30 protein-coding genes and 1 tRNA gene are annotated in these 25,282 nt (G+C 67.7%); 14 read left to right on the top strand and 17 right to left on the bottom strand.

Annotation, left to right across the window (positions count from 1 at the left end):
- The first annotated feature begins 5 nt into the window (after positions 1-5).
- The 9 genes from IFJ75_RS10405 to IFJ75_RS10365 all read left to right on the top strand — a co-directional run bounded on the left by IFJ75_RS10405 (position 6) and on the right by IFJ75_RS10365 (position 9,457).
- Positions 6-890 (top strand): SGNH/GDSL hydrolase family protein, encoded by an 885-nt coding sequence (locus IFJ75_RS10405; protein WP_225896773.1) that lies wholly within the window; start codon positions 6-8, stop codon positions 888-890.
- Positions 887-1,732, top strand: a complete 846-nt coding sequence (locus tag IFJ75_RS10400; RefSeq protein WP_207867935.1) for a GDSL-type esterase/lipase family protein — start codon at positions 887-889, stop codon at positions 1,730-1,732. Before IFJ75_RS10405 ends, IFJ75_RS10400 begins: the two co-directional genes overlap by 4 nt.
- Complete coding sequence (locus tag IFJ75_RS10395) at positions 1,733-3,151, top strand: MBOAT family O-acyltransferase (RefSeq protein ID WP_207867933.1); 1,419 nt, start codon at positions 1,733-1,735, stop codon at positions 3,149-3,151.
- Positions 3,152-3,167: 16 nt separating this feature from the next.
- Positions 3,168-3,665, top strand: coding sequence for a hypothetical protein (locus IFJ75_RS10390; protein ID WP_207867931.1), 498 nt, complete (start codon positions 3,168-3,170; stop codon positions 3,663-3,665).
- A 91-nt stretch (positions 3,666-3,756) separates the two neighbouring features.
- Positions 3,757-5,103: a tyrosinase family protein gene (locus IFJ75_RS10385; RefSeq protein WP_207867929.1), complete on the top strand. Its 1,347-nt coding sequence runs from the start codon at positions 3,757-3,759 to the stop codon at positions 5,101-5,103.
- On the top strand, positions 5,100-5,879 hold the full coding sequence (locus IFJ75_RS10380; RefSeq protein WP_207867927.1) for a zinc metalloprotease: 780 nt from the start codon (positions 5,100-5,102) through the stop codon (positions 5,877-5,879). The genes IFJ75_RS10385 and IFJ75_RS10380 overlap by 4 nt, the downstream gene beginning before the upstream one ends.
- A gap of 74 nt (positions 5,880-5,953) precedes the next feature.
- A complete protein-coding gene (locus IFJ75_RS10375; RefSeq protein ID WP_207867925.1) occupies positions 5,954-7,099 on the top strand; it encodes a GNAT family N-acetyltransferase in 1,146 nt (381 codons plus the stop codon).
- Positions 7,096-7,992: a hypothetical protein gene (locus tag IFJ75_RS10370; protein WP_225896772.1), complete on the top strand. Its 897-nt coding sequence runs from the start codon at positions 7,096-7,098 to the stop codon at positions 7,990-7,992. The genes IFJ75_RS10375 and IFJ75_RS10370 overlap by 4 nt, the downstream gene beginning before the upstream one ends.
- A gap of 136 nt (positions 7,993-8,128) precedes the next feature.
- Complete coding sequence (locus tag IFJ75_RS10365; protein WP_207867923.1) at positions 8,129-9,457, top strand: FAD/NAD(P)-binding protein; 1,329 nt, start codon at positions 8,129-8,131, stop codon at positions 9,455-9,457.
- Positions 9,458-9,472: 15 nt separating this feature from the next.
- Here IFJ75_RS10365 and IFJ75_RS19955 read toward each other — a convergent pair whose 3' ends face one another.
- The 10 genes from IFJ75_RS19955 to cyoA all read right to left on the bottom strand — a co-directional run bounded on the left by IFJ75_RS19955 (position 9,473) and on the right by cyoA (position 18,103).
- Positions 9,473-9,601 carry a hypothetical protein gene (locus tag IFJ75_RS19955; RefSeq protein WP_263972974.1) on the bottom strand — a complete coding sequence of 43 codons (129 nt, stop codon included), beginning with the start codon at positions 9,599-9,601 and terminating at the stop codon, positions 9,473-9,475.
- 137 nt (positions 9,602-9,738) lie between these two features.
- A complete protein-coding gene (locus IFJ75_RS10360) occupies positions 9,739-10,356 on the bottom strand; it encodes a hypothetical protein (protein ID WP_207867920.1) in 618 nt (205 codons plus the stop codon).
- Between the two features lie 125 nt (positions 10,357-10,481).
- Positions 10,482-10,706, bottom strand: a complete 225-nt coding sequence (locus tag IFJ75_RS10355; protein ID WP_207867918.1) for a hypothetical protein — start codon at positions 10,704-10,706, stop codon at positions 10,482-10,484.
- A 314-nt stretch (positions 10,707-11,020) separates the two neighbouring features.
- Positions 11,021-11,560 (bottom strand): response regulator transcription factor, encoded by a 540-nt coding sequence (locus IFJ75_RS10350; protein ID WP_207867916.1) that lies wholly within the window; start codon positions 11,558-11,560, stop codon positions 11,021-11,023.
- On the bottom strand, positions 11,560-12,894 hold the full coding sequence (locus IFJ75_RS10345) for an ATP-binding protein (RefSeq protein WP_207867914.1): 1,335 nt from the start codon (positions 12,892-12,894) through the stop codon (positions 11,560-11,562). The genes IFJ75_RS10350 and IFJ75_RS10345 overlap by 1 nt, the downstream gene beginning before the upstream one ends.
- Positions 12,895-12,896: 2 nt before the next feature.
- On the bottom strand, positions 12,897-13,670 hold the full coding sequence (locus IFJ75_RS10340; protein ID WP_404822016.1) for an SURF1 family protein: 774 nt from the start codon (positions 13,668-13,670) through the stop codon (positions 12,897-12,899).
- Between the two features lie 22 nt (positions 13,671-13,692).
- The gene (gene cyoD / locus IFJ75_RS10335; protein WP_207867912.1) at positions 13,693-14,205 is read right to left on the bottom strand and encodes a cytochrome o ubiquinol oxidase subunit IV; all 513 of its coding nucleotides are present in this window, start codon (positions 14,203-14,205) and stop codon (positions 13,693-13,695) included.
- Positions 14,202-14,834 (bottom strand): cytochrome o ubiquinol oxidase subunit III, encoded by a 633-nt coding sequence (cyoC, locus tag IFJ75_RS10330; protein WP_207867910.1) that lies wholly within the window; start codon positions 14,832-14,834, stop codon positions 14,202-14,204. Before cyoC ends, cyoD begins: the two co-directional genes overlap by 4 nt.
- 3 nt (positions 14,835-14,837) lie before the next feature.
- On the bottom strand, positions 14,838-16,835 hold the full coding sequence (gene cyoB / locus IFJ75_RS10325; RefSeq protein ID WP_207867908.1) for a cytochrome o ubiquinol oxidase subunit I: 1,998 nt from the start codon (positions 16,833-16,835) through the stop codon (positions 14,838-14,840).
- A gap of 14 nt (positions 16,836-16,849) precedes the next feature.
- A complete protein-coding gene (gene cyoA / locus IFJ75_RS10320) occupies positions 16,850-18,103 on the bottom strand; it encodes a ubiquinol oxidase subunit II (protein WP_404822015.1) in 1,254 nt (417 codons plus the stop codon).
- A 105-nt stretch (positions 18,104-18,208) separates the two neighbouring features.
- On the opposite strand from cyoA, the gene IFJ75_RS10315 reads away from it, so the two are divergent.
- From IFJ75_RS10315 to IFJ75_RS10305, 3 genes are all read left to right on the top strand, one after another.
- Positions 18,209-19,543, top strand: coding sequence for an MFS transporter (locus tag IFJ75_RS10315; protein WP_207867906.1), 1,335 nt, complete (start codon positions 18,209-18,211; stop codon positions 19,541-19,543).
- 91 nt (positions 19,544-19,634) lie between these two features.
- Positions 19,635-19,940 (top strand): UBP-type zinc finger domain-containing protein, encoded by a 306-nt coding sequence (locus tag IFJ75_RS10310; RefSeq protein ID WP_225896771.1) that lies wholly within the window; start codon positions 19,635-19,637, stop codon positions 19,938-19,940.
- A gap of 102 nt (positions 19,941-20,042) precedes the next feature.
- A complete protein-coding gene (locus tag IFJ75_RS10305; protein ID WP_207867904.1) occupies positions 20,043-20,300 on the top strand; it encodes a hypothetical protein in 258 nt (85 codons plus the stop codon).
- A 211-nt stretch (positions 20,301-20,511) separates the two neighbouring features.
- Here IFJ75_RS10305 and IFJ75_RS10300 read toward each other — a convergent pair whose 3' ends face one another.
- The 3 genes from IFJ75_RS10300 to IFJ75_RS10290 form a co-directional block, all read right to left on the bottom strand.
- Positions 20,512-20,667, bottom strand: coding sequence for a hypothetical protein (locus tag IFJ75_RS10300; protein WP_207867902.1), 156 nt, complete (start codon positions 20,665-20,667; stop codon positions 20,512-20,514).
- A gap of 57 nt (positions 20,668-20,724) precedes the next feature.
- Positions 20,725-21,180: a helix-turn-helix domain-containing protein gene (locus IFJ75_RS10295; RefSeq protein ID WP_225896770.1), complete on the bottom strand. Its 456-nt coding sequence runs from the start codon at positions 21,178-21,180 to the stop codon at positions 20,725-20,727.
- A 251-nt stretch (positions 21,181-21,431) separates the two neighbouring features.
- Positions 21,432-21,507: transfer RNA gene (locus IFJ75_RS10290), tRNA-Lys, on the bottom strand.
- 184 nt (positions 21,508-21,691) lie between these two features.
- On the opposite strand from IFJ75_RS10290, the gene IFJ75_RS10285 reads away from it, so the two are divergent.
- Together IFJ75_RS10285 and IFJ75_RS10280 are read left to right on the top strand one after the other, a co-directional pair.
- Entirely contained in the window at positions 21,692-23,131 is a 1,440-nt protein-coding gene (locus IFJ75_RS10285; protein ID WP_207867900.1) for an amino acid permease, read from the top strand.
- Positions 23,131-23,484 carry an Hpt domain-containing protein gene (locus tag IFJ75_RS10280; RefSeq protein ID WP_207867898.1) on the top strand — a complete coding sequence of 118 codons (354 nt, stop codon included), beginning with the start codon at positions 23,131-23,133 and terminating at the stop codon, positions 23,482-23,484. Before IFJ75_RS10285 ends, IFJ75_RS10280 begins: the two co-directional genes overlap by 1 nt.
- Here IFJ75_RS10280 and IFJ75_RS10275 read toward each other — a convergent pair.
- The 4 genes from IFJ75_RS10275 to IFJ75_RS10260 all read right to left on the bottom strand — a co-directional run bounded on the left by IFJ75_RS10275 (position 23,481) and on the right by IFJ75_RS10260 (position 25,178).
- Positions 23,481-23,753, bottom strand: coding sequence for a type II toxin-antitoxin system RelE/ParE family toxin (locus tag IFJ75_RS10275; RefSeq protein ID WP_207867893.1), 273 nt, complete (start codon positions 23,751-23,753; stop codon positions 23,481-23,483). The two genes, IFJ75_RS10280 and IFJ75_RS10275, sit on opposite strands and share 4 nt — an antisense overlap.
- Positions 23,746-23,934: an antitoxin gene (locus IFJ75_RS10270; RefSeq protein WP_207867891.1), complete on the bottom strand. Its 189-nt coding sequence runs from the start codon at positions 23,932-23,934 to the stop codon at positions 23,746-23,748. Before IFJ75_RS10270 ends, IFJ75_RS10275 begins: the two co-directional genes overlap by 8 nt.
- A gap of 24 nt (positions 23,935-23,958) precedes the next feature.
- Positions 23,959-24,291, bottom strand: coding sequence for a chorismate mutase (locus IFJ75_RS10265; protein ID WP_207867889.1), 333 nt, complete (start codon positions 24,289-24,291; stop codon positions 23,959-23,961).
- A 62-nt stretch (positions 24,292-24,353) separates the two neighbouring features.
- Positions 24,354-25,178: a ferredoxin--NADP reductase gene (locus tag IFJ75_RS10260; protein WP_207867886.1), complete on the bottom strand. Its 825-nt coding sequence runs from the start codon at positions 25,176-25,178 to the stop codon at positions 24,354-24,356.
- Positions 25,179-25,282: the final 104 nt, after the last annotated feature.

Here is a 25,282-nt window from a genome sequence, read left to right as displayed (position 1 = left end):
ATTCCTTGACGGCGGCGCTTCTGGTCGGCGTGGGCATCGGTCTGGTGCTGACCCCGGACGGTCGGAACTGGCTGCAGCATCCGACCCTGCTGTTCGGCTCGACCGCCAGTGCCTCGGCGGGGCCTGAGCCGGTCTCGGCCGCCGTTCAGCCCGTGGCCAACGCTTCCACCGGCCCGGCCATCACACCGTTGAAGGTGCGGATGGCGAGCGGCAAGCTGCGCGTCGGCGTCTTCGGCGATTCCATGGGCGACGGCCTGTGGGCCGGCCTGTACCGCGACCTGAACGGCACGCCGGGCGTGACGGTGACCAAGTTCTCGGAAGTTTCCACCGGCCTGTCGCGCTACGACTACGTCGACATCCAGGCCAAGACCGAGCGGCAGATCGCCGAGACCCCGGTCGACGCCGCCATCATTCTGTTCGGCACCAATGACGCCCAGGGCATCAGCATGGACGGCCAGATCCACGCCTTCGGCTCGGAGGGCTGGAAGGCCGCCTACGGCAAGCGGGTCGACGACCTGGTCAATCTGCTGCGCAGCCGCGACATCGCCGTCTACTGGGTCGGCCTGCCCAAGATGAAGCGAGAGAGCTTCGACGCCAAGATGACCCTGATCAATAAGGTGGTTGAGGCGCACATGAAGGCGCTGAACGTCCCCTATATCTCGACCGTCGCCCTGACCTCGGACGATACGGGCGACTATGACGCCTATCTGACCGCCCACGACAGCGGCCGACGCCAGCTGATGCGGGCCAACGACGGCATCCACATGTCGATGGCGGGCTATCTGCGGATCAGCGAGCCGGTGGTCGAGCGGCTGAGGGCCGACGCCGGTCTGGCCTCTCCGCAGGCTACGGCTCCTGCTCAAGTCAGCGCGGGCGGCGCCGGGGCGTGATCCGGGGGCTGGTTCTGGCGTCGGTGCTGTCGGCGATCGCTCTTGCGGCGGTTCCTGGCTTTGCCGTGGCGCAGGAACGGCCGTGGACGCCCCTGCCGTCGCCGCCGAGCCGGTCCTGTCCCGATGGTCTGTGCCAGGCCGAAGAGCTGGCGCCCCTGTTCCGGGCGCTGGACGGGCGTTGGGGCGGGGTGGTGCGCATCGTCCAGTTCGGCGACAGCCATACGGCCGGGCGGCTGATCACCGGATCGCTGGAGACCCGGCTGAAGGCCCGGTTTCCGAGGCGCGATATCCGCATCGAACCCATCGGGGTGGTCGGGGTGACCCTGACCGATCTGCGCAATCATCCGCTGCCGGTGCTGGATGCGCCCATCGACCTGATCGTGTTGGAGTACGGGGTCAATGAGGGCTTCGACGATACGCTCGATCCCGCCGCCTATGAGCGGCTGCTGCGGTCCGAGATCGCCCGGCTGAGGGCCGAGGCGCCGCGCGCGGCCCTGCTGATCCTCGGCGCGCCCGAGGCCCAGCGCGGAGAGGGCGGGGGAAGCTGTCCCGGAGACGCCGAGGCGCGTTGGCGCTCCCCGGCCATGCTGGCGGTGGTGCGCGACATCCAGCAGCGGGTCGCGGCGAGCCTGAACGTCGCCTACTGGGACTGGCGCGGCCGCATGGGCGGCGACTGTTCGGCCTTCCGCCTGACCCTGCCGGGCGCGAACGGCGAGGACCCGATGATGCGCGGGGACCATGTGCATTTCACCCAGGCCGGGGCCGACTGGATCGGTTCGCTGCTCTACGACGACCTGATGACCGCTGGCCGCGACTGGTACCGCCGGGGGGGCGCGAACTAGATGCTGTTCCCGACCCTCGCCTTCGGCGTCTTCTTCCTGTTCGTCTATTTCGCCTCCTGGTCGCTGGACCGGGAAAATGGACGACGAAAATTGTTCCTGCTGCTGGCCAGCTGGTTCTTCTACGCCCAGTGGGACTGGCGTTTCGTCGGCCTGCTGATCGCCTCGGCGGTGCTGAACTGGGCGATCGCGGCGATGATCGCGAGGAAGCCCATCGATGGCGAGGGCCGCCGGATCGGTACGGGCTGGTGGGTCGGGCTAGGCGTCGCGGCCAACCTCGTGATCCTCGGCTTCTTCAAATACTACGGCTTCTTCGCCGTGCAGATGGGCGAGCTGCTGACCCGGTTCGGCTGGGAACGGGACCTGCCCCTGCTGCAGGTGGTCTTGCCAGTGGGGATCAGCTTCTTCACCTTCCAGGGCATCAGCTATGTCGTGGATGTGAACCGGGGCCGGACGCCGGCGGCGAAGTCGCTGCTCGACGTGATGCTGCTGATGAGCTTCTTCCCGCATCTCGTCGCCGGGCCGATCGTGCGGGCCTCGGACCTCTTGCCGCAGTTCGACCGGGTGCCGCGCCTGACCAGGGAGATGGCGATCCACGGCCTGCTGCTGATCGCCTGGGGCCTGTTCAAGAAGACGGTGATCGCGTCCGAGCTGTCGATCCGTCTGGTGGACCCGGTTTTCTTCGACCCTTCCGCCCATTCGGGGCTGGATATCGCGGCCGCCGTCTATGGCTATGCGGTCCAGATCTATTGCGACTTCTCGGCCTATTCGGACATGGCGATCGGGATCGCGGCCCTGCTGGGCTATTCCTTCCCGCGCAATTTCGACCAGCCGTATCGGGCCAATTCGATGCAGTCGTTCTGGCGGCGCTGGCATATCAGCCTGTCGAGCTGGCTGAGGGACTATCTCTATGTGCCGCTGGGCGGGGGGCGGAGGGGACTGGTCATGTCCTGCGTCAACGTCATGATCACCATGCTGCTGGGCGGGCTGTGGCACGGGGCGGCCTGGACCTTCGTGGCTTGGGGCGGTCTGCACGGCGGCGCCCAGGTGGTGGAGCGGCTGGGCCGCGCGGCCTTCGGGGAGAAGAAGGTCGTCCCGCATTGGCTGGGGGTGCTGATCACCTTCCACATCGTCTGCCTGGGCTGGATCCTGTTCCGGGCCGAGACTTTCGGCATGGCGATGGCGGTGCTCCAGGGGCTGGGCCGCGCCGGGCCGGTGCTGCTGACGACGCCCTTCCTGCTGCTGCTGATCGTCGGCGGGCTGGCCATGCACTGGCTGCCGCCGCGCATGGTCGAGGGTGTCGCCGAGCGGCTGAAGCCGGCGCCGGCCCTGACGGTCGCGGTGCTGATCGGCGTCGCCATCCTGCTGGTCGAGGCGGTGCGGCCGGATGGCGTCGCCCCCTTCATCTATTTCCAGTTTTGAGGGAGGTTCGAGAGCGATGACCGATCATCCTGAAGACCCGCCCGTCGAGCCCTTCCCCACGGCGACCGGCGCCTCGCCCTTCCCACCGCTGGAGGGGGAGGTCCCGGCCGATCCCCCCAGCGACTGGATCGAAACCGCCAATCCGCACGACCTGCCGACGCGCCATCCGCTGGTCCCCGAGCCCTTGGCCGCTCTGGGCCGGTTCGCCTTCCCGCCCGGACCACCGCCGGACGAGGAGGGGGTGGCCGCGCGCGACCGGCGCTGGACCAGCCATGTGATCCTGCTGGTCACCGTCTTCCTGCTCGTCTTCAACGCCGCTTCGATCCAGAACTGGTCGCGGCAGCAGGCGCCGGGCTGGGTGACCTCGACCGTGCAGCAGCTGTCGGACGTCTGGGTGGCCCAGATCGCCCAGTTGGGCGCCGACCAGCCGCGCCAGGCCGTCCGCGACGCCTATGAGGGCCTGCACGCCCTGCGCTTCCCCGGCCAGGCGCCGGAGAAGAAGGGCGAGGACTGACGCCACTCGCCGGTTGGGCTAGCCGACTGGACAGAGACCGGCGTTTGCTGGACTGTCCGGGGAGAAGTGACGACCGGCCGGGGGGCTGACCATGACCATCGACAGACGTCAGGCGCTCGCAAGGGCCGGGGCCGCTCTCGCTGCGGCGACGGCGATGCCCGCCTGGGCCCAGACCGGCAGGGTGCGCAAGGGCGCATCGACCCTGTCGCCGAACTCCGACGATCTGGTCGCCTTCCGCGATGGGGTGGCGGCGATGAAGCGGCGCACCGACAACCGGTCCTGGGCGCGCCAGACCCGGCTACACCGCGAGAAGGCCCAGCACGGCAGCGGCCTGTTCCTGCCCTGGCACCGGCTGGAGCTGGCGCATCTGGAGCGGATCATCGCCCGGCTGACCGGCCATACGACCTTCGCCCTGCCGTATTGGGACTGGCAGGAGGATCGCTTCCTGCCCAGCTGGGTCACGACGCCGGGCTCGCCGCTGTACGAGCGCCAGCGCGGGCCGAACGCCAACACCATGGACTTCGCCAAGGCGCGCTGGGCGACGTCGCGCAATGTGGCGCGACTGGCGTCGGACAGTTTCGAGGTCTTCGCCGGCCTGCCGCGCTCGGCCGGGGCGGTCGAGGCCTATGGGCACAACCATATCCACGTCCTGGTCGGCGGGCTGATGGGGCGGACCGAGACGGCGGCGGCGGATGCGGTCTTCTGGCTGCACCACTGCAATATCGACCGCGTCTGGGCGACTTGGCACAATCTGGCCAAGCCGGTCTATCCGAGCGATTGGAGCAAGGTTCCGCTGACCGGCTATGTCGGCGCGAACGGCGAGGATACGGGGACCTGGACGCCCGGCGCCATCGTCGAGACCCGGTCGCTTGGCTACAGCTACGACCGGCTCTATCCGTTTCCCCTGTTCAGCGTGGCCAGCAACGGGCCGGCGGGGGCGACGCGGCAGGAGCCGATCGGCCAGACCGCGATTACCCTGAAGACGGCCTGCGAGCCCGGCCAGACGAAGATGTCGGTGACCATCCCCGAGGACATCGCCGCCCGGCTGCGCGCCGCCGACGATACGCTGCTCATCTCGGGCGTGGGGCAGGCGACCTACAAGCGGGACGAGCGGCTGCTGGACCGATGCCTGAACATCGACATCCTGGCGGGCGAGCGGAAGCTGGCGCTGGGGTCGTCGCCGACCTTCGTCCATGTGGGACCGATGGGCGGGATGGATCATTCGATGCCGGGCATGGTCCACGACCATACGACCGGCGAGGACTATGGCGTCAGTTTTCAGTTCGGGACCGAGATCCTGAACCTGCTGGCGCGGGATGCGGGGCCGGTGGTGGTCACGGTCGACGCCGAGGACCTGACGCCGACCGTGCAGCGGGCCAATACGGAAGGGCTGTCGCTGGAGGTCGTCCTGACCCTGACCGAGACGCGTTGGGTATGAGCCTGTTCCGCCGGATCACGGCCCTGCTGGCGATCGGCCTGCTGGCCGGGTGCGCGACGCAGCAGACACCGCCGCCACCGCCGCCGCCCTATGTGGCTCCGCCGCCTCCGCCCCCGCCGATGGTGACTATGGCCGCGCCGCCGCCGCAGAGCGACACTTGGGATGGCGGGATCGTGCCCATGTGCTTCGAGGCGCCGCAGCCGGAGGACGACTGGGCGCGCGAGCAGGTCCGTTCGGCCGCCGCGACCTGGGAAGCCGCCGCCGATGTGCATTTCAGGATCGCCGACGACTGCGCGGTCGGGGGTGACGGTCGGGCCGTGCCGATCCGCATCGTCCACAATCCCCAGATGTTCGCCTCGTCCAGCCACCTCGGCCGCAGCCTGCTGAACGGCGGGGAGATCACCCTGAACGCCGAATATCTGGTGACCAACCGGCTGTGTGGGCCGAGGGGCACGTTGGGCGAATTCAAATGCTTCTATGCCGACTCCCTGCACGAACTGGGGCATGCCCTGGGCTTCTCGCACGACCACGTCAGCCCGCGCGCACCCAACTGCCTGGCGCGGACCCAGACTCCCGAGGCGGTCAATGCGGCCGAGAGCTATTACGACCCTGACTCAATCATGAACTACTGCAACGACAAGCGGTGGGAAGGGAAGCTGAGCCCCGCGGACCGCTGCTCGGTGGCCTCGGCCTATGGGGTGGTGGACGGCGACCGGCCGACGCGGGCGGAGTGCTACGCCATGGTCGGCGCCGTGCCGACGACGCAGGAGCCCTGACGTCCCAAAGGGGGTGCGACAGTTTGGCAGACGCATTGCACGGCTGAAACGGAGCCGTTTGCGAGTGTGTCAAAATGACTGTCCGAGCCACGCCTTTCGAAGTCGAGATCGTCCGGCCCTCCATGCTGAGGGTCGCCGACACCGCCGCATGGTCGGCGCTCCAGCGAGCCGATCCGGCCTTCCGCAGTCCGTTGCTCAGTCCCCATTTCGCCCGCGCGGTGGGCAGGGTCCGCGATGACGCCCGGGTGGCCGTGATCAGCCGGGACGGGGAGAGGGTCGCCTTCTTCGGCTTCCACCAGCGTCCGGGCGGCTTCGGCCGGCCCCTCGGCGCCCCGTTCAGCGACTATCACGGGGCGGTCTCGACTTCGGACACGGGGCTGAAGCCCGGCCAGATCATCGCGCTCGTGGGCCTCAAGGCCTTCCGCCACAACGGTCTGATCGACCCGTACGGCCTGTTCCCGGCGACCGAGACGCCGGTCGAGGCCTTCGCCATCGAGCTGAACCAGTCGCCCGACGACTATCTGGAGGCCGTTCGCGCCGCCAGCCCCAAGAAGTTCAAGAACTGGCGCCGTCTGGCCCACCGTCTGGCCGAGGTGGGGCCACTGACGATCCGCGCCGACACCTCACAGGACGCCTTCGACACCGTGATGCAGTGGAAGAGCGACCAGTTCTTCCGCACCGGGGTTCAGGACGTGCTGCGCCCACAATGGGCGACCGATCTGATGCAGTCCCTGTTCGAGACCCGCAAAGGGCCGATGACTGGTCTGCTGCTGTCGCTCTATGCGGGTGACACGCTCGTGGGCGGCCATTTCGGGGTGCGCGAGGGCGGGGTCTATCACCCGTGGATCGCCTCGATGTCGCCGGAGATGGCGGCCTTCTCGCCCGGCCAGACCTTTATCGATCAGGCCATTCGCGCCATGCCGGAGCTGGGGCTGGAGGTCTATGACCTCGGCTGCGGCCATGACCACTACAAGCGGCCCTTCGCCCCGGCGATCAGCCTGGTCGGATCGGGCTTCCATTCCGCCCCCGGCGGAACCTTCAAGCGCGCCGAAGAGGCTGCCTGGACCGTCGGGCCGCTGGGCCGGTCCTCGGCGGTCGACAAGGTGCGCCGTCGTCTGGACCATATCGCCACCGCCGACCCGTCCATGCGCGGTCGGGTGCAGGGTCTTATCGAGGCCGTTTCCGCGACGCGTCGTCGCTCGCTGGGAGCGGACCAGTGAGCATCATCACCGACTGGACCGCCGAAAAGGCCGCGTCGCTGACGAAGGCCAATCTCGGCTTCGACCACGGTCTGCACGAACGGCCGATGTTCAATGACGAGGGGCTGATCTCCCTGCTGGACCGTTATCCGCGCGACAAGCTGGGCGTCTTCACCATGGGTCACGACCCGGTCGACTGGCAGAGCTGGCGCCGGGGTTCGGCGGGCGATCTGTCCGGCGAGGAACTGCTGCGCGCGGCGCAAGAGGGCCGCATCTGGCTGAACCTGCGCCACGCCAACGACTATCTGCCGGAGTACGCCGCGCTGGAGGAGGAGATCTTCGCCGAGAAGCGCGCCCATGCCGGGATCAAGACCTTCAAGCGCGATCTGGGCATGCTGATCTCCTCGGCCAACGCCCAGGTCTTCTACCACCTCGACGTGCCGCTGGTGTCGCTGTGGCAGCTGCGGGGGCAGAAGAAGGTCTGGGTCTATCCGGTCGCCGAACCCTGCGTCGGCGCCGAGCAGCTGGAGCGGGTCGTCCTCAAGGAAACCGCTGAACAGCTGGCGTTCCGGCTGGACATGGACGCCGAGGCCGAGGTGTTCGACCTGACCCCCGGCAAGATGGTCACCTGGCGCCAGAACGCCCCGCACCGGATCGAGAACGGTCCGATGCTGAACGTCTCCCTGAGCGTGGAATTCATGACCCCGACCGCCCTGATGCGCGCCAATGTGCTGTACGCCAACGGCGTGATGAGAAAGGCCGGCGTCCGCCCGCGCGTGCAGCAGGCCCCGCATCCGACCGCCCTGGCCAAGATCGCCTTCGCCCGCGCCGCCAAGATGTCGGGCATGACGAAGACCTTCGAACGCAGCCTGCCGGAGACCTTCAGGCTGGACGGGCAGCGTCTCTCCGCCTGAACAGGTTCCGCGAATAATTCTCTATACCTAGGATAGGATATTGCCGTCGCTCTCCGGCGAGGGCCGCGCCATGCTGGGACATGGTCGAACACTGTCCCCCACAGCCCAGGGTTTTCATCGCCGCGCGAGGCCGGAGGTGACCGCGCCGCGCATCGCCGTGATCGGGGCGGGGTTCAGCGGTCTGCTGACGACCGTCCATCTGTCGCGGAAACTGCCCGAAGCCGAGCTCTGGCTGATCGAGAAGGCGCCCCGGTTCGGGGAGGGGGCGGCCTATGGGACCCGCGAGGCCGACCATGTGCTGAACGTCCGGCTCGGCAATATGAGCGCCTTTCCCGACGATCCGGAGCATCTGTCGCGCTGGCTGGCGACCCAGCCGCACTGGTCTGCACAGGGCGCCTTCATCACGCGCGGCGACTATGGTCGGTATCTGCGCGCCATCCTGTCCGAGACGCTGGGCCACTCGGGATCGCGGCTGAAGCTGGTGCATGACGAGGGCGTGGAACTGGCGCGCGAGGGCAATGGCTGGCGCATCGGCTTCGTCTCGGGCGAGCGGCTGGACGTGGATGTGGTGGTGCTGGCCCTGGGCAATCTGGAGCCCGCCGATCCGCCGGGTCTGGATCCCGCGGTGGTCGAGGCGGGTCGCTATGTCGCCGATCCCTGGCGCGGGGTTACGGCGCTGGACGGCGAGGCGCGGCGCGTCCTGCTGATCGGATCGAGCCTGACCATGGTCGATGTGGTCCTGTCGCACGCCCGGACGGGGCGGCGCTTTTTCGCCCTGTCGCGTCGGGGTTTCGCGCCCCGGGCGCACAAGGCGGCGGATCTGGCGGTGGCCTCGCGGCCCTATTCCGGATCGCCGGGCGTGGTGCTGAGACGGGCGCGGGAAGCGGCCCAGACCTCGGACTGGCGGGCTGTCACAGACGATCTGAGACGATCGGCCCGGTCGCTGTGGCGGTCGTGGACGCGGGCCCAGCGCGGCCGGTTCCTCAGGCATCTGCGGCCCATCTGGGACGTGCACCGGCATCGGCTGGCGCCGGGCGTCGCGGGCCGGGTCCAGGCCATGCTGGCGGCGGGCGAGCTGTCGATCGACGCCGGACGCATCGTTCGCATCGAGCCCGCCGAGGACAAGGTGCTGGTCACCTGGCGGCCGCGCGGCTGGACCCGCACCACGACGCGCAAGGTGGATGCGGTGATCAACTGCACCGGCCCTCTGGCCGATGTGGCGGGCAGCCAGATCCCCTTGATCCGGGGTCTGGTGGAGGGCGGGCTGGCGCGGGCCGATCCGGACGGTCTGGGCCTGGACGTCGATGACGATTGCCGGGTGCGCGACATCGACGGCGCGGCCCAGGACGAGCTTTACGCCGTCGGGCCGATGACGCGCGGCGCCTTCTGGGAGGTGACCTCCGTGCCCGACATCCGCCTTCAGGCCGCCGAGGTCGCCGAGGTCATTTCCCGGACGGTGGGCTGAAGCGGGCGTCCGGCTTCAATGGTCCTCGGGCGGGGGCGTCTCGTCCTCCTTGCGGCGGTCCGCGACTTCGATCCACAGGTCGGCCAGGGTCAGGAGGCCTTCGCGGCGCGCGCCGTCATCCTCGACGACGGCTTCGCCGATCATCTCGCTGATTTTCTTCAGACACTCTTCGCGGGTTCTACGGGGAGACATGACAATCGGACGCTGGGGGTCCGAAGAACCGCTATCGCATGCCGATGTTCCGTATGGCGGCGCTGGCCGCCCTGGTCCCGCTTCGAGCGTCAGGACGCGGGCGGCGTGCCGTTCAGCGAGCGGGTCAGGCTGCGGGCCTGGGTCTGATCCGGCGTCGGCACGGGCGGCGGGGCCGGGACGGGCGCCGGGCTGGCGACGAAGGCGGGTTCGGGCGGGGCCTCGGCGACCGGAGCGGGGACTGGAGCGGCGACTGGGGGCGCGGAGGGCGCTGAAGGCGGCCCAGCCACAGGAGCAGCCACGGGGGCGGCAGGCTCAGGCACGGGGGCCTGTTCGGGCGCTGGCTCGGGCGCGCGGGCGGGCGTGGTCTCGGCTTCGCCGGCGCTCACAGTCTGGCTCTCCAGCGCTTGCCGGTCCTGGTCGCGGGCGACGATGTTGCCGACGGGCGGCGGCAGATAGATCAGCGGGCGTGACGGCGCCGGGTTCTCGGGGACCTGGTCGGCGGGCAGGGGCTCGGGAGCGTCGCCGGTGCGGTAGTTGAGGCCGATCAGCTGGTCCATGACCGTCAGGTCGCCGATGCCGGTCTGCGACAGGCAGATCTTGTTGACGTAATAGGCCTTGCCGAAGCGGACGAAGACCCAGGACTTGCTCAGGCCGTCGAAGCGCGGGCCCGCGCCGTCGGTCCCGCCCCAGCTGAAGCGGTCGACCACGCGGGTGTCGCCGGTCCCCTCGCGCGTGCGCTCACCGGTGCGGACCAGATCGGGGTGGTCGCGCTTGATGGTCTCGAACTCTGCCGTGGCCAGTTCGGGGTTCAGGCTGTTGGCCTGGTCCTGGGTCAGGGGCGCTCGACCGCGCGGAAGGTCAGCGAGCAGGAGGCGGCGTTGGGCGCGTTCAGGGCCCAGGCGTCGATATAGGTGGCGCGGACCCGCGACTGGAACGGGTCGAAGTTCAGGACGCTGAGGCCGTACTGGTCGCTGCCGTCAATGGTGGCGACGCCGCCGTAGAAGGAGACGCCGTTGCCGTCGCGGCGCTCGATCTCGAACACCTTGGGCCAGGTCACGCCGGCGGCGACCGGGCGGCTGAGGGTGGGGGCGATCAGGGTCCCGGTCGAACGGGGCGGCGGGGGCGGCAGGGCGGCGGCTGGCGGCGGCCTGAAGCGTCGGTTGCGCGAAGGGCAGGGCTCGCCGCGCCCGCGAGGACGGCGACGGCCGCTCCGGAGGCCAAGCCCCTGAAAATGCGATCAAACCCCAGCATGGTCCTTCCCCTAGGGGAGGCGACCGCCGTTCGGCAACCGCCTTCCCGCGCCGGGTGTGCGATGTGGTTAAGAAAGCCGGGCACCGTTGCGGATTTGACCGGCTTCAGGTGGCCCGGTTCCTAGGTGACCTGCCGCTTGGCCAGTTTGCGGGCCAGGGTGCGGCGATGCATGCCCAGACGCCGGGCGGCCTCGGAGATGTTGAAGCCGGTGTCGGCCAGGGTCTCGTGGATCCGCTCCCACTCCAGTGTCTTGATCGAGGTCGGGCGGGCGCTGAGGGCCATGTCGGGGTCGCCCTCAACCTTGCCGAAGGCGGCCTCGATGTCGTCGGTGCTGGAGGGTTTGGCCAGATAATGGGAGGCGCCCAGCTTGATGGCCTCGACCGCCGTGGCGATGCTGGCGAAGCCGGTCAGGACCACGATGGTCGTCGCCGGGTCGGCCGCGTGCAGGGTCTGGACGCAGGTCAGGCCCGAGGCCCCGCCCGCCAGCTTCAGATCGACCACGGCGTAGGCGGGCCTGTGCACCTCCAGCACCGTGACCAGCTCGTCGTGGTTGGCGGCGGTGACGACCGTGTAGTCGCGCCGTTCGAACGACCGCTTCAGGGTGCGGGCGAAGGCCTCGTCGTCCTCGACCAGGACCAGCAGCTTTTGGGCGGAGGACATCAGGACGCCTTTCCGGGCAGGGCGATGGCGGACAGGGGCAGGCGCAGGACGACCACAGCCCCGCCGTCCTTGCGGTTGCGGGCCTGAACCTCGCCGCCCAGCTTGCGCAGGACGTTGGACAGCAGGAACAGACCCAGACCCGCGCCGGGGCGGTTCTTGGTGGACTGATAGGGCTGGCCGAAACGGGCGAGGACGCTGTCGGCGAAGCCTGAGCCGTTGTCGCTGACGGTGATCGACAGGTCGTCCTCGGGGCGCTCGGCCAGAATGACGATGTCGGTCGCGCCCGCCTCGGCGGCATTGTCCAGCACATTGACCAGGACCTGAAGCAGGGCCGGGTCGGAGACGACGTTGACGTCCTCGCCCAAGCCGTCGCGCAGGGTCACCGCCACGCCGGGCCGGGTCGGCTTCCAGCCGGCGATCAGGTCGTTGATCAGGGCGCGGGGCGTGGTGACGACCGGGTCCTGACCGCGCGCCTCGCCGGCCGACATGAGGATGCCGGTGACGATGGATTTGCAGCGCTCGACCTCGGCCTGCATGTCGGCGATGTCCTGCGACAGCTCGGGGTCGGCCTTGATGATCGGCATCCGCCGCCAGTCGCCGAGGATCACCGCCAGGGACGACAGGGGGGTGCCCAACTCGTGCGCGGCGCCGGAGGCCAGCAGGCCCATGCGGACGATATGGTCCTCCTCCGCCTCGCGCTGGCGCATCTCGGCCAGATAGGAATCGCGGGCCCTGAGGTTGCCGCTGATCCGGGTCACGAAGACGACCAGCAGGAAGGCGATCAGGCCGAAGCAGACGAGGCTGCCCTGCAGATAGAGGCTGAAGTCGTTGTCCTGCAGCCGTTCCGGCAGCAGCAGGGGGCGGTGAACCCCGAGCAGCAGCAGTGAGCAGAAGGTGGTCACCCCGACCATCAGCCACGCCGACAGGGGCCTGAGCAGGACCGAGGCCAGCACGACCTGCAGCAGATAGAGCGGCGTGAAGGGGTTGGCCGCGCCGCCGCTGAGATAGAGCTGCCAGGTCAGGGCTGCGACGTCGACCAGCAAGGACAGGACCAGCTCGCCCTCGGACACGTGCGGGTGCAGCTTCAGCCGCTGCAGACCGAGGATGTTGAAGGCCAGAAGGGCGAGGGGCGCCGCCAGGATCAGCTGCAGCGGCAGGGCGACCTTCATGCCGAAGTGAACGACCAGGATGGCCAGGATCTGGCCCGCGACGGCGATCCAGCGCAGCTGGATCAGCAGCTGCATATTGCGCCAGCCGGTGGAGGCGGCGACGTCGGCGTTGCGATCGCGCCAGACGCCGAGGCCAGCCAGCCGGCTCAGGGTCTCGGCCACCATGTTCAGGCCGCTCCGTTGGCGAAGGCGCGGCGGACGCGGCGCTCGTCCCACGCCAGGAAGGCCCCGCCGGCGGCCAGCATCAGGGCCAGGCCGAACCAGGTCAGGGCATAGACCAGATGGCTGTTGGGGAAGCGGATGACGGTCAGCCCGCCTTTGGGCCAGCCGCCCGCATTGGCCGTGGCGTCTGCGTCGACGAAATAGGGGGCGACCTCGGTCAGGCCGCGTTTGGCCGCGATGGCGGCCACGTCGCGCGAGCGCCAGCTGTCCGCCGCCGGGTCGTTGGCGCGCAGGAAGCCGCCCCTGGGCTCGGTGATGCGCAACAGGCCCTGGACCGTGGTCTCTCCCTCGATCTGTCCTGCGGCCCGGCTGTCGGGGGCGCGGCGATCCGTGGGAACGTAACCCCGATTGACCAGAACCGTGAAGCCGGCGTCGGTGCGGAAGGGCGTCATGACCCAGAAGCCGGGGCCATAGTCGGTGACCGCCTGGGTCAGGGTTTCGCGGTCGTTGTCGAAGCGGCCGCGAAGAGTGACGTGGCGATACTGGTCGCTGTCACGCGTGACGGTCGGCCAGCGGTCGGGCCCGGGGGCGGGGACTGCGGAGGCGTGGACGCGGGCGTCGACCTGACGGATCAGTTCAACCTTCCACTGCAGCCGTTCGACTTGCCAGACGCCCAGCGCCAGCAGCCCCAGGATCATCCCCGGAATCAAGACGCCGAGGATGGCCAGGGTCAGGGTCGACCTTGGCTTCCTCGGCGCTTCGTGAGGCCCTTCGGGCATCGGCTGGTCCCGACGACCCGGCTCAGGGAGCCGGGTTCATGTCCATGCCGTGCGGCATCATGTTGGTGTTCAGGTGGTACATGACCCACAGCGAACCCGTCAGGGCGATGACCACCAGGATGAGGGTGAAGATCAGGGCCAGGATGGTCCAGCCGCCCTCGGACTTGGCGTTCATGTGCAGGAAGAAGATCATGTGGACCACGATCTGGGCCACGGCGAAGGCCATGATGATCCCGCCGGTCAGCTGGGGCGCGAAGACGCCCGACATGACCAGCCAGAACGGAATGGCGGTCAGCACGACCGACAGGCCGAAGCCGATCAGATAGTCGCGCATCGAGCCGTGGGCGTGCTCGTCATGATGACCGTGGTCGTCATGCCCGTGGCCGTGATCGACGTCATGGGCGTGGGTGTGACCGTTCGGTTCGACCGCGGCGGCGCTGACCGCGACGGTCGTCTTCGCGGCGGCAGCCTTGGGGGCGGCCGGCTTGCGGGCAGGGGCCTTGGCGGCGGGCTTTTGGGTCGGAGCCTTGCTCATCGCAGCATCCCCATCAGGTAGACGAAGGTGAAGACGCCGATCCAGATGACGTCGAGGAAGTGCCAGAACAGCGACAGGCACATCAGGCGGCGCTGGTTGGCGGGGATCAGGCCCTTCCAGCTGATCTGCACCATCAGGGTCACCAGCCAGATCAGGCCGAAGGTGACGTGCAGGCCGTGAGTGCCGACCAGGGTGAAGAAGGCCGACAGGAAGCCGCTGCGTTGCGGGGTCGCGCCCTCATGGATCAGGTGCGCGAACTCATAGAGTTCGATGCCCAGGAAGCAGAGGCCGAAGACGCCGGTGATCGCCAGCCAGATCAGGGTCTGGGAGACGTTCTTGCGGACCATGGCCAGCATGGCGAAGCCGTAGGTGATCGACGAGAACAGCAGCATGGCGGTGTTCAGGGCCACCAGAGGCAGCTCGAACAGGGCCTTGGGCCCCGGACCGCCGGCGTAGTTGCCGCCGATCACGCCGAACACGGCGAACAGCATCGCGAAGATGAGGCAGTCGCTCATCAGATAGAGCCAGAAGCCCAGCATGGTGCTGGAGCCCTCCGGATGATGCGGCTCTTCCTTCAGGTGGAAGACGACTTCCTCGCCGGGGGCGAGAGGTTTCACAGCGCTCGCCATGGATCAGGCCTCCGCGGCCAGGGCGCGAGCCTTCGCCTCGGTCTCGGTTACTTCCGAAGCCGGGATGTAGTAGTCGCGCTTGTAGTTGAAGGTGTGGAAGATGGCGTAGCCGATGATGCCGACGAAGCTGATCGCGGCCAGCCACCACATGTACCAGATCAGACCCACGGCGCAGGCGACGCTCAGCCCGGCCAGGACCACACCGGCGCCCGTGTTGGACGGCATGTGGATGTCGCGATAACCGCCGGTCGGCTTCTTGTAGCCGCGGTTCTTCATGTCCCACCACGCGTCCGAGTCATGGATGACGGGCGTGAAGGCGAAATTGTAGTCCGGCGGGGGCGAGGAGGTGGCCCACTCCAGGGTGCGGCCGCCCCACGGATCGCCCGTCTTGTCGCGCAGCTTCTCGCGGTCGCGGATCGAGACGAAGAACTGCATCAGCATGGCGGCGATGCCCACGGCGACCAGGGCCGCGCCGAAGCCGGCGATGATGAACCAGATCTGCAGCGAGGGGTCGTCGAAGACCCGCATGCGGCGCGTCACGCCCATCAGGCCCAGGACGTACAGGGGCATGAAGGCGAACCAGAAGCCGACGACCCAGAACCAGAAGGAGATCTTGCCCCAGGTCTCGTCGAGCTTGAAGCCGAAGGCCTTGGGCCACCAGAAATTGATCCCCGCGAACAGGCCGAACAGCACGCCGCCGATGATGACGTTGTGGAAGTGGGCGACCAGGAACAGGGAGTTGTGCAGGACGAAGTCGGCCGGCGGCACGGCCAGCAGCACGCCCGTCATCCCTCCGATGGTGAAGGTGATCATGAAGGCCACGGTCCACATCATCGGCAGCTCGAAGCGGATCCGGCCCCGGTACATCGTGAACAGCCAGTTGAAGATCTTCGCTCCCGTCGGGATCGAGATGATCATGGTGGTGATGCCGAAGAAGGAATTGACGCTCGCGCCCGATCCCATGGTGAAGAAGTGGTGCAGCCACACCAGGTAGGACAGGATGGTGATCACGACCGTGGCGTAGACCATCGACGTGTAGCCGAAGAGCTTCTTGCCCGAGAAGGTCGAGACGACTTCCGAGAAGATGCCGAAGGCCGGCAGGATCAGGATGTAGACCTCGGGGTGACCCCAGATCCAGATCAGGTTCACGTACATCATCGGGTTGCCGCCGAGATCGTTCGTGAAGAAGTTGGTGCCGACGTAGCGGTCCAGACCCAGCAGGGCGAGAACGGCGGTCAGGACGGGGAAGGCGGCGACGATCAGGACGTTGGTGCACAGCGCGGTCCAGGTGAAGACGGGCATCTTCATCAGGCCCATGCCGGGCGCGCGCATCTTGACGATGGTCGCGATCAGATTGACCCCGGATAGAAGCGTACCTACCCCCGCGACCTGTAGCGCCCAGATGTAGTAGTCGACCCCGACGTCAGGGCTGTAGGCCAGGCCCGACAGGGGCGGATAGGCCAGCCAGCCGGTGCGGGCGAACTCGCCGACGAACAGCGACATCATGACGATGATCGCGCCGCCCGCCGTCATCCAGAAGCTGAAGTTGTTCAGGAAGGGGAAGGAGACGTCGCGTGCGCCGATCTGCAGCGGCACGATGTAGTTCATCAGGCCGGTGACCATGGGCATGGCCACGAAGAAGATCATGATCACGCCGTGGGCGGTGAAGACCTGGTCATAGTGGTGGGCGTTCAGGTAGCCCTCGGACCCGCCGAAGGCCATGGCCTGCTGCAGGCGCATCATGATGGCGTCGGCGAAGCCGCGCAACAGCATGATCAGACCCAGGATCATGTACATGATGCCGATCTTCTTGTGATCGACGGTCGTGAACCACTCTTTCCAGAGATAGGCCCAGAGCTTGAAATAGGTGATGGCGCCCAGAAGGGCGACGCCGCCGAGGCAGACCACCGCGAAGGTGGCGACCAGGATGGGCTCATGGAAGGGCAGGGCCTCGATGTTGAGGCGCCCGAAGACGAATTGAATGATCTTGTCGGCGGACATGGGATGCGGTCCGATCAGGAGGCGGCCCGCGGCGCCGACGGCGCTGCAGGGCTGAAGGCGGCGGGAGACATATCAGGGCGGGGGAGGCCGGCGCCCATCATGGGGGCTGAGCGGGCCAGATCGGCGGGCGAACCGAGCGAGGCCAGACGGGTCTGGGCCTTCGCGGGCTCGGGGTCGGTCGGGGAGCAGAGGGTGGCGACATAGGTCGGCGTGGGGCCGAACACCGCGCCGCGACGCTCGGTCTTGTCATAGGTCAGGGCCAGCATGCTGTGAGCGCTCTCCATGTCGAGGCCGCCCTTGGCGTCGATGGCTTCCATCTCGTGCATGCACATCTTGCCCGGCTCGACGCACATGTTGACGATGGCGCTGAACAGGCCGCTGTCGACCTGGGCGAAGCGCATGGCGGGGACGTTCTCGCTGGGGGCCTCGAGGCGGCGGTAGCCGTCGCGGTCCAGGGCGAAGCCGCTCGACTTCACCTGGGAGACCCACTGGTCGAACCCGGCCTGGCTCTGGCCATGGAATTTGAAGCGCATCCCCGAGAAGCCCGAGCCGGAATAGTTGGCCGAGAAGCCCTCGTATTCGCCGGCCTTGTTGATCACGCCGTACAGCGTCGTCTGCATGCCCGGCATGGCGTAGATCTGGCCGGCCAGGGCGGGGACGTAGAAGGAGTTCATCACCGAGGACGAGGTGATCGTGAACTGGATCGGACGGTCGACCGGCGCGGCCAGCTCATTGACCGTGGCGATGCCGTACTCGGGGTAGATGAACAGCCATTTCCAGTCGAGGGCGACGACGTTGACCTGCAGCGGCTTGACCGTTTTCTCGGCGGGACGGCCCGCGGCGATCCGGTCGAGCGGACGGTAGGGGTCCAGCAGGTGGGTGCCGGCCCAGGTCACGGCGCCCAGGCAGATGATGATCAGCAGAGGCGCGCCCCAGATGGCCACTTCCAGATAGGTGGAGTGGTCCCAGTCCGGTTCGTACTTCGCGTCCTTGTTCGACTGGCGGTATTTCCAGGCGAAGATGACGACGAGGGCGATCACCGGTATGATGATGAAGAGCATCAGGATGGTCGAGATGACCAGCAGATCGCGCTGTTGGGCCGCGACGTCGCCCGACGGGGCGAGGACGACGGCGTTACATCCCGCCAGAAGGGCGAGGGCGGGCAGGGCGATCCACGGGGCGAGACGTCGCGCGGTGGATCGAATCGGGTGCTGGGGAGGCATGGTGCGGGCCTCTAGGCTGACGCGTTCGGGAACAACATTGGACAATCTGCCCTATCTCCTTTTGACGCGTTGGGTTCCAATAAGCGCGCCACAAGTCCGTGACTCGTCGTCGCGCGTCACACCCAGAATTTGCAAGGAAGCGATCAGTCGATGAGCGCCACCACCGGAGCCTCCTCTACTCCCCTTGAGAGAGACGCCCAACAGATCAACGCCCGTTCGCATGACAAGATCGACGCCGGCGAGATCGCCATCGGGGTCGTCATCGGCCGGGCGTCGGAGTTCTTCGACTTCTTCGTCTTCGCCATCGCCTCGGTCATCGTCTTCCCGCAACTGGTCTTCCCGTTCGCCGGTCCGTTGATGGGCACGGTCTATTCCTTCGCCATCTTCGCCCTGGCCTTCATCGCCCGGCCGCTGGGCACCTGGGGCTTCATCGCCATCGACCGCTTCTTCGGGCGCGGGACCAAGCTGACCATCGCGCTGCTGCTGCTGGGCACCTCGACCGTGGCCACGGCCTTCCTGCCGGGCTACGAGACCATCGGCCTGTGGTCGGTGGTGCTGCTGGCCCTGCTGCGCATCGGTCAGGGCGTGGCCCTGGGCGGCACCTGGGAAGGTCTGGCGTCACTGCTGGCCATGAACGCCCCCGCGGGCAAGAAGGGTTGGTACGCCATGCTCGGCCAGATCGGGGCCCCGATCGGCCTGATCCTGGCCAGCGCCCTGTTCGCCTTCTTCGTGTCCCTGCTGTCGACCGCCGACTTCCTCGACTGGGGCTGGCGCTATCCGTTCTTCGTGGCCTTCGCCATCAACGTGGTGGCCCTGTTCGCCCGTCTGCGCATCTCGGCGACCCCGGCCTTCATCGAATCCTACGAGGACCGCGAACTGCAGCCGACGCCGTTCCGCCAGACGGTCCGCGCCGAGGGCAAGAACATCGTCATCGGCGCCTTCGCCCCGCTGGCCAGCTTCGCCCTGTTCCACATGGTGACCGTGTTCCCGCTGTCGTGGGTGCTGCTCTATACCAAGGAGCCGCCGGCCCGCTTCCTGGTCATCGAGCTGATCGGCGCCATCGTCTGCCTCATCTGCGTGATCCTGTCGGGGCCGCTGGCCGACCGCTATGGCCGCCGCAACCTGCTGGCCGCCACGGCCGCCGCCATCGCCGCCTTCTCGGGCTTCGCGCCCCAGATGCTGGCCGGCGGTGAAATCGGCGGCATCGTCTTCATGATGAGCGGCTTCATCCTGCTGGGCCTGTCGTTCGGCCAGTCGTCGGGCTCGCTGGCCTCCAACTTCGCCGCCATCAACCGCTATACGGCCTCGGCCCTGACCTCGGACCTGGCCTGGCTGTTCGGCGCGGGCTTCGCCCCCCTGGCGGCCCTGCTGCTGGCCTCGAACTTCGGTCTTGGCGCGGCGGGCGTCTATCTGTTGTCGGGCGCCGCCGGCACCCTGATCGCCCTGTGGATCAACCGCGAGACGACCCAGCACCGCAAGGCCTGATCCTCAAGACCTGACGCTGTGAAGGCGGCTCCGGCTTGACCGGGGCCGCCTTTGCTTTGCACGATGCCGCCCGTAACCCGGGAGCCTGATCTTGACCCTGTCGTGCGGCCATTCCCCCACCATCCAGACGGTCACGCCCGGCTCGCGCGGCTGCGAGGAATGCCTGAAGACCGGCGGCTGGTGGGTGCATCTGCGTCTGTGCCGCCGCTGCGGCCATGTCGGCTGCTGCGACGACTCCCCGAGCAAGCACGCCCGCGCCCATTTCCACGCCAGCCATCACCCGATCATCGAGGGCTATGATCCGCCCGAGGGCTGGGGCTGGTGCTATGTCGATGAGGTCCAGGTCGACCTGCCCGACCAGACGCCGCAGCTGGGCCCGATCCCGAAATTCTTCTGACGCGCGAAGACTTCGCGAGGCGGGCGCAAACCCCGGATATTATAGCTAAAGTTATAGCTGTAATTGGCTTCTCACAACCTGTGACTGTGTTATCTGCGGACGATGATGTACGTTGTCCAGGTGGAACAGAACGCTCTGCGGGCCAGCTCCGACCCCATGGAGGCGACGATCGCGCTGAAGGTGGCCAGGGCCTGGCAGAGCCATGGCGATCGCGACCTCCGCATCGTCGAGTCGCCCCGGGGAAGCGAGGGGCCGTCCGCCCGCTCCTGGACCGTCCGGGAGTTCATGGCCTTCGTTCGTGGCGGCGCCAGGTCCCGGTCCCGGGTTCCGGAAGCCGCCGGAAATGCGGCGAGCCGCTGACCGGCGTCGCGGACCTGCAACAAAGTCGCCTTCGTACCGCCTTGGCGCGGGACTAGATCGGAGATGCGCCACGGCGCACGCCCTTCCGGGCGTTTCCCTCCCAAAAAACCTTCAGGGCCGTGCACGATCGCGCGGCCCTTTTTTGCGTCCGATGAGGGGGAGGGCGGGCGTAGGCCAGAGAATCCGGCCGACAAGCCGGCCGGCGGACCCGCTAGTGAAGCTTGGCCTTCACCGCGCGCTTGGACAGGTCCAGCCAATACGCCGCCTGCCGCAGCAGTTCGGCCCGCGTCTCCTGATCCGGCTCGACGATGGCGCGGCGGATCAGATCCAGGGTGCGGGCCTGATAATGAGGGACGGGGTCGATCATGACCCGATCTTGCATGGTTCGCATCGCTGCGAATGTCACGGCTGAAGCCCGGCCCGTTCAGGCTTCGGCGGAGGTCTCGTGGAGCATTTCGCGCACCATATCGAGCGCCAGCTTCTGCCGGCGGGTCGAGAGCTGCGGCGCCAGGGCGGACATTTCCAGCGTCATCCGCGTCGGCGGATAGTCAAGGTTGGGCGTGGGCACCAGGGCTTCGGTCTCGCCCTCCGCCGAGTCGCGTGGCAGGCCCTCGAAGAAGTAGCTGATGTCGACGCCGAAGAACTGGCTGATCATCCAGAGCTTGGAGGCCGAGATCCGGTTGGTTCCCTTTTCGTACTTCTGGATCTGCTGGAAGGTCAGGCCCAGGGCCCGGCCGAGATCGCCCTGATTGTATCCCAGGGCCACGCGCTTTTCAGCGACCCTGCGACCGACCAGCCGGTCGACCGGATGGGGATTGGTTGCGCTATCACCGTCGCCGCGCGCCATGTCGTACTCCAATGCCGTGACTTTCCCACGCATTCCGGGCCGCCGAATTGGGGGAGGGGCGACCGGTGATGCAGACTTCGAAACCCTTGAACGGCGCTCCGCAGAGACTCCGTCGCTGACTGGCACAAAGACTGTGTCGATTCTCGCGAACGGTCGTCCCTTGAGATGTTTCACTTGATGTCAAACGGGGACAGGGGGGCGCGAGACCCCGCGAGGCGGTCGTTGCGAACTAGGTCTCCTCGGGGCCGAGGATGTCGCGATGTCTGGGGAATGGGGGAGGACGATGGTGGGTGATGTAGGGTTCGAACCTACGACCCGCTGATTAAGAGTCAGCTGCTCTACCAACTGAGCTAATCACCCGTACCGATCGTCTCGGCTCCCGTTCGGCGACAAGGTCGTTGGCGGGGAGGGGCGGACATACTGGCTGTGTTCGCAGGATGCAAGCCCGTAATTGCGACTTCGGTTTCTAAACCGCAGAACCGCGCGCTAAGGTCGCGGGAATCACGGCGGGGAGCCGTGTCGTGAAATCAGGGGAGTGGGCCGTATGGCGTTCTGGAACCGACGCAAGTCGATCGATGCGATGCATACGCCGCATGACGAGGCCGCCCACGGGCCGCGGCTGAAGGCGACGCTGAGCTGGCCGCATCTGCTGGCCCTCGGCGTCGGGGCCATCGTCGGCACCGGCATCCTGACCCTGATCGGCGTCGGCGCGGGTCTGGCGGGGCCGGCGGTTCTGGTGTCCTTCGGTCTGGCCGGTCTGGTCTGCGCCTGTGCGGCCCTGGCCTATGCCGAGCTGTCGACCATGATGCCGGCGGCGGGCAGCGCCTACACCTATTCCTACGCCGTCCTGGGCGAACTGATCGCCTGGATCGTGGGCTGGAGCCTGATCCTCGAATATTCGCTGGTCGTCTCGGCCGTGGCCGTGGGCTGGTCGGGCTATGCGGTCGGCTTCCTGAACGGGCTCGACATCGGCGGAATGAGTCTCGCCCTGCCGCACGCCCTGACGGTCGGACCGCATGCGGGCGGGATCGTCAACCTGCCGGCGGTCTTCATCATCGCTGTGGTCACCGGCCTGCTGCTGCTGGGCACGCGCGAGAGCGCCAACCTGAATGTCGTGCTGGTGGTGATCAAGATCGTCGCCCTGATCGTCTTCGTGGCCATCGCGCTTCCGGCGTTCAATCCGGACCACTTCCATCCCTTCATGCCGAACGGCTTCGGCGCGCCCTTCGTGAAGACCGGGGTGATGGCGGCCGCGGCCATCATCTTCTTCGCCTTCTACGGCTTCGACGCCATCTCGACGGCGGCGGAGGAGACCAAGAAGCCCGAGCGCGACCTGGCGATCGGCATCGTCGGCTCCATGCTGATCTGCACAGCGTTGTACATGATCGTCGCGGCCGCCGCGATCGGTGCGCGACCCGTCGCCGCCTTCGCCTCCAGCTCCGAGCCCCTCTCCCTGATCCTGCGCGAGCTGGGGCAGGGCGGGGCGGCGACCATCGTCGCCGGAGCGGCGGTGATCGCCCTGCCGACCGTCCTGCTGGCCTTCCTGTTCGGCCAGAGCCGCATCTTCCTCGGCATGGCCCGCGACGGCCTGCTGCCGGCCCGTCTGGCGAAGATCTCGACCCGAGGCGTGCCCGCCGTGGTGACCGTCTTCACCGCCATCGTCGTTGCGATCCTCGCGGGCCTGCTGCCGCTGGACGAGCTGGCTTCGCTGGCCAATGCCGGGACCCTGGCCGCCTTCTGCGCCGTCGGCGTCTGTCTGGTGGTGCTGCGGCTGCGCGATCCGGGCCGCAAACGCCTGTTCAAGGCCCCGCTGTGGCCGGTGGTCGCCGCCATCACCGTGGTCGGCTGCGTGGTCTTCTTCCTCAGCCTGAAGCCGGTGACCCAGTATGGCTTCCTGATCTGGAACGCGATCGGCCTGTTGATCTACTTTGTCTGGTCGTCGCGGAACGCACGGCTGGCGAAGAACCCGGCCGAGGCGGCCTGATGTCGCGACGAGACCTCTCCGGGGCGGTCGATTTCTCGGTGCTGGACCGGATGACGGGCGGCGACGATGCGATCTCCGAAGAGGTCCTGGGCCTGTTCGCCGAACAGGCGGCCATGTGGTCGGCCATGCTGGAGCCGAAGACCGACGGCTGGCGCGACGCCGTCCACACCATCCGGGGCGCGGCGGCAGGCATCGGCGCGGGTGCGCTGGCGGAAGTCTGTGCTGCCGCTGAGGCCACGGAACAGGCCCTGGCCGCCCCGGCGCTGGACCGGGTGCGCGACGCCCTGCAGACCGCCCTGGCCGACGTCGCGGCCTGGCGGCACGAGCTGATGCTCAGGAGCTTGCGGGCTTAGGGCGCGTCCTCCGCCGCGTGGCGAACTTCGAGGATGGACACGACGCTGTCGCGATAGATGTAGCGGATGAGATAGGGCGGGACGGTGGTCAGCTGACGACGCGCGCCGGACATCGCCATGCCGCGTTCCGGGAAATCTCGCAGGGTCTCGCCTGCGTTGCGAAGGCGAAGCGCCAGTCGTTGTGCGGCGAGTGGGCTGAACTGGCCGACATAGGCGCGGATCGCATTGATGTTCTGCAGCGCGCGTCTCGACCAGACGACCCTAGTCATCCAGTCCCCAGGACGCGGGAGGGGGACCTTCTTCAGGCGTGCCCCATGTCGCCAGCCATTTCGCGACTTCCTCGTGCGGGATCACTCGGCCGGCGGCGACGTCCGCTTCGCCCTCGAGCAGGGAGCGTTCCTCGGCGTCGGGGTCCGGGGTCTCGAAGATGGACGGTTCAGGCTTGGCCATGCCCCATCCTAGCACGAAATTCGTTCAGGACCGCGTGCGGTCGTAGACCGAGAACTCATAGGCGATGCAGCGGTCGATCAGCAGGCGCCAGACCGGCTCGGCGATCAGGGGCGACAGATGCTGCTGTTCGGCCGAGGCCAGGACCTTGGCCACCACATCCTCGATACGGGCGTCGTCGTGGACGGCGTCGCGGTCTGGCTTGATGCGGGCGGCGGCGTCCATATAGCGCTGGCGCTCGGCCAGCAGGGCGACCAGGGCGCGGTCCAGAGCGTCGACGCCCTGACGGACCTCGGCCATGGATTTGCATTCGGCGGGATTGACCCGGGATTCGACGGCGACGAGGGCAGGGTGGTGCATGGCCGTGGGGTTAGCCGTTCCCGCGCCGTCCGCCAAGGTGGGCATATCGCCCAACCGGGTTCCTAGCCTACGAAGGCGCGCTCCAGCACATAGTCGCCCGGCTCGGCGTTGGAGCCTTCCTTCAGACCATAGGTCTCCAGCAGCTCGGCCGTCTCCTTGATCATGTGCATGGAGCCGCACAGCATGATCCGGTCGGTGTTGGGCGAGAAGCCGATCGGCAGGCCGAGGTCGGCGAAGACGTCGCCCGACTTGATCCGGTCGGTGATCCGGCCGGGTGTCTCGAAGCGTTCGCGGGTCACGGTGGGATAGTAGGTCAGCTGGGCCTTCGCCTCGTCGCCGATCAGCGGATCTTCGTGGATGCCGTGGGTGAAGAAGTCGCGATAGGCCAGGTCGGCGACGTTGCGCACCGTGTGGCACACGACAACCTGGCCGAAGCGGGAATAGGTCTCCGGATCGCGGGCCACCGACAGCCAGGGCGCCAGGCCCGTGCCCGTGCCGATCAGCCACAGCCGCTCGCCGCCGGTCAGGGCGTCCAGCACCAGGGTTCCGGTCGGCTTCTTGCCCATCAGGACCTCGTCGCCCGCGACGATCTTCTGCAGCCGCGAGGTCAGGGGGCCGTCCTCGACCTTGATGGAGAAGAACTCGATCTCCTCCGCCCAGGCCGGGCTGGCGATCGAATAGGCGCGCATGACGGGCTTTCCGCCGTCTTCGCCCGGCAGGCCGATCATCACGAACTCGCCCGAGCGGAAGCGGAAGTCCTCAGGCCGTTCGACGGCGAAGGAGAACAGCTGGTCGGTCCAGTGTTTGACCCACAGCACCTTCACCCCGTGGAAGGGGCTGGGCTTGGGCGGGGTCGGGGCGGCGGAGGCGATTACGGCGTCGGTCATTGTCCCTGCTGTTTAGGCGCTCGTTCGCCGGTGCGAAAGGATCGCAGGCGTCGCGACGGCTTTGAGGGGCCGAAAAAATCTCGGTGACGGCGATAGAATCCATG

Origin of the sequence: Brevundimonas goettingensis, assembly GCF_017487405.1 — a bacterium.
In the GTDB taxonomy this organism is placed as follows: domain Bacteria; phylum Pseudomonadota; class Alphaproteobacteria; order Caulobacterales; family Caulobacteraceae; genus Brevundimonas; species Brevundimonas goettingensis.
Note: the sequence above shows the minus strand (reverse complement) of the source record. Positions and strands in the feature narration are given on the sequence as shown.

Coding starts and splice junctions, on each gene's coding strand:
- IFJ75_RS19955 (WP_263972974.1), bottom strand. CDS start 9,601: ATGATCGGCGAAGCCGTCGTCGAGGATGACGGCGCGCGCCGCGAAGGC.
- IFJ75_RS10260 (WP_207867886.1), bottom strand. CDS start 25,178: ATGACCGACGCCGTAATCGCCTCCGCCGCCCCGACCCCGCCCAAGCCC.
- IFJ75_RS10275 (WP_207867893.1), bottom strand. CDS start 23,753: ATGACTAGGGTCGTCTGGTCGAGACGCGCGCTGCAGAACATCAATGCG.
- cyoB (WP_207867908.1), bottom strand. CDS start 16,835: ATGTCCGCCGACAAGATCATTCAATTCGTCTTCGGGCGCCTCAACATC.
- IFJ75_RS10375 (WP_207867925.1), top strand. CDS start 5,954: ATGACTGTCCGAGCCACGCCTTTCGAAGTCGAGATCGTCCGGCCCTCC.
- IFJ75_RS10280 (WP_207867898.1), top strand. CDS start 23,131: ATGTCGCGACGAGACCTCTCCGGGGCGGTCGATTTCTCGGTGCTGGAC.
- cyoC (WP_207867910.1), bottom strand. CDS start 14,834: ATGGCGAGCGCTGTGAAACCTCTCGCCCCCGGCGAGGAAGTCGTCTTC.
- IFJ75_RS10300 (WP_207867902.1), bottom strand. CDS start 20,667: ATGATCGACCCCGTCCCTCATTATCAGGCCCGCACCCTGGATCTGATC.
- IFJ75_RS10385 (WP_207867929.1), top strand. CDS start 3,757: ATGACCATCGACAGACGTCAGGCGCTCGCAAGGGCCGGGGCCGCTCTC.
- cyoD (WP_207867912.1), bottom strand. CDS start 14,205: ATGAGCAAGGCTCCGACCCAAAAGCCCGCCGCCAAGGCCCCTGCCCGC.
- IFJ75_RS10350 (WP_207867916.1), bottom strand. CDS start 11,560: ATGTCCTCCGCCCAAAAGCTGCTGGTCCTGGTCGAGGACGACGAGGCC.
- IFJ75_RS10390 (WP_207867931.1), top strand. CDS start 3,168: ATGACCGATCATCCTGAAGACCCGCCCGTCGAGCCCTTCCCCACGGCG.
- IFJ75_RS10315 (WP_207867906.1), top strand. CDS start 18,209: ATGAGCGCCACCACCGGAGCCTCCTCTACTCCCCTTGAGAGAGACGCC.
- IFJ75_RS10285 (WP_207867900.1), top strand. CDS start 21,692: ATGGCGTTCTGGAACCGACGCAAGTCGATCGATGCGATGCATACGCCG.
- IFJ75_RS10295 (WP_225896770.1), bottom strand. CDS start 21,180: ATGCGTGGGAAAGTCACGGCATTGGAGTACGACATGGCGCGCGGCGAC.
- IFJ75_RS10395 (WP_207867933.1), top strand. CDS start 1,733: ATGCTGTTCCCGACCCTCGCCTTCGGCGTCTTCTTCCTGTTCGTCTAT.
- IFJ75_RS10340 (WP_404822016.1), bottom strand. CDS start 13,670: ATGCCCGAAGGGCCTCACGAAGCGCCGAGGAAGCCAAGGTCGACCCTG.
- IFJ75_RS10265 (WP_207867889.1), bottom strand. CDS start 24,291: ATGCACCACCCTGCCCTCGTCGCCGTCGAATCCCGGGTCAATCCCGCC.
- IFJ75_RS10305 (WP_207867904.1), top strand. CDS start 20,043: ATGATGTACGTTGTCCAGGTGGAACAGAACGCTCTGCGGGCCAGCTCC.
- IFJ75_RS10345 (WP_207867914.1), bottom strand. CDS start 12,894: ATGGTGGCCGAGACCCTGAGCCGGCTGGCTGGCCTCGGCGTCTGGCGC.
- IFJ75_RS10380 (WP_207867927.1), top strand. CDS start 5,100: ATGAGCCTGTTCCGCCGGATCACGGCCCTGCTGGCGATCGGCCTGCTG.
- IFJ75_RS10270 (WP_207867891.1), bottom strand. CDS start 23,934: ATGGCCAAGCCTGAACCGTCCATCTTCGAGACCCCGGACCCCGACGCC.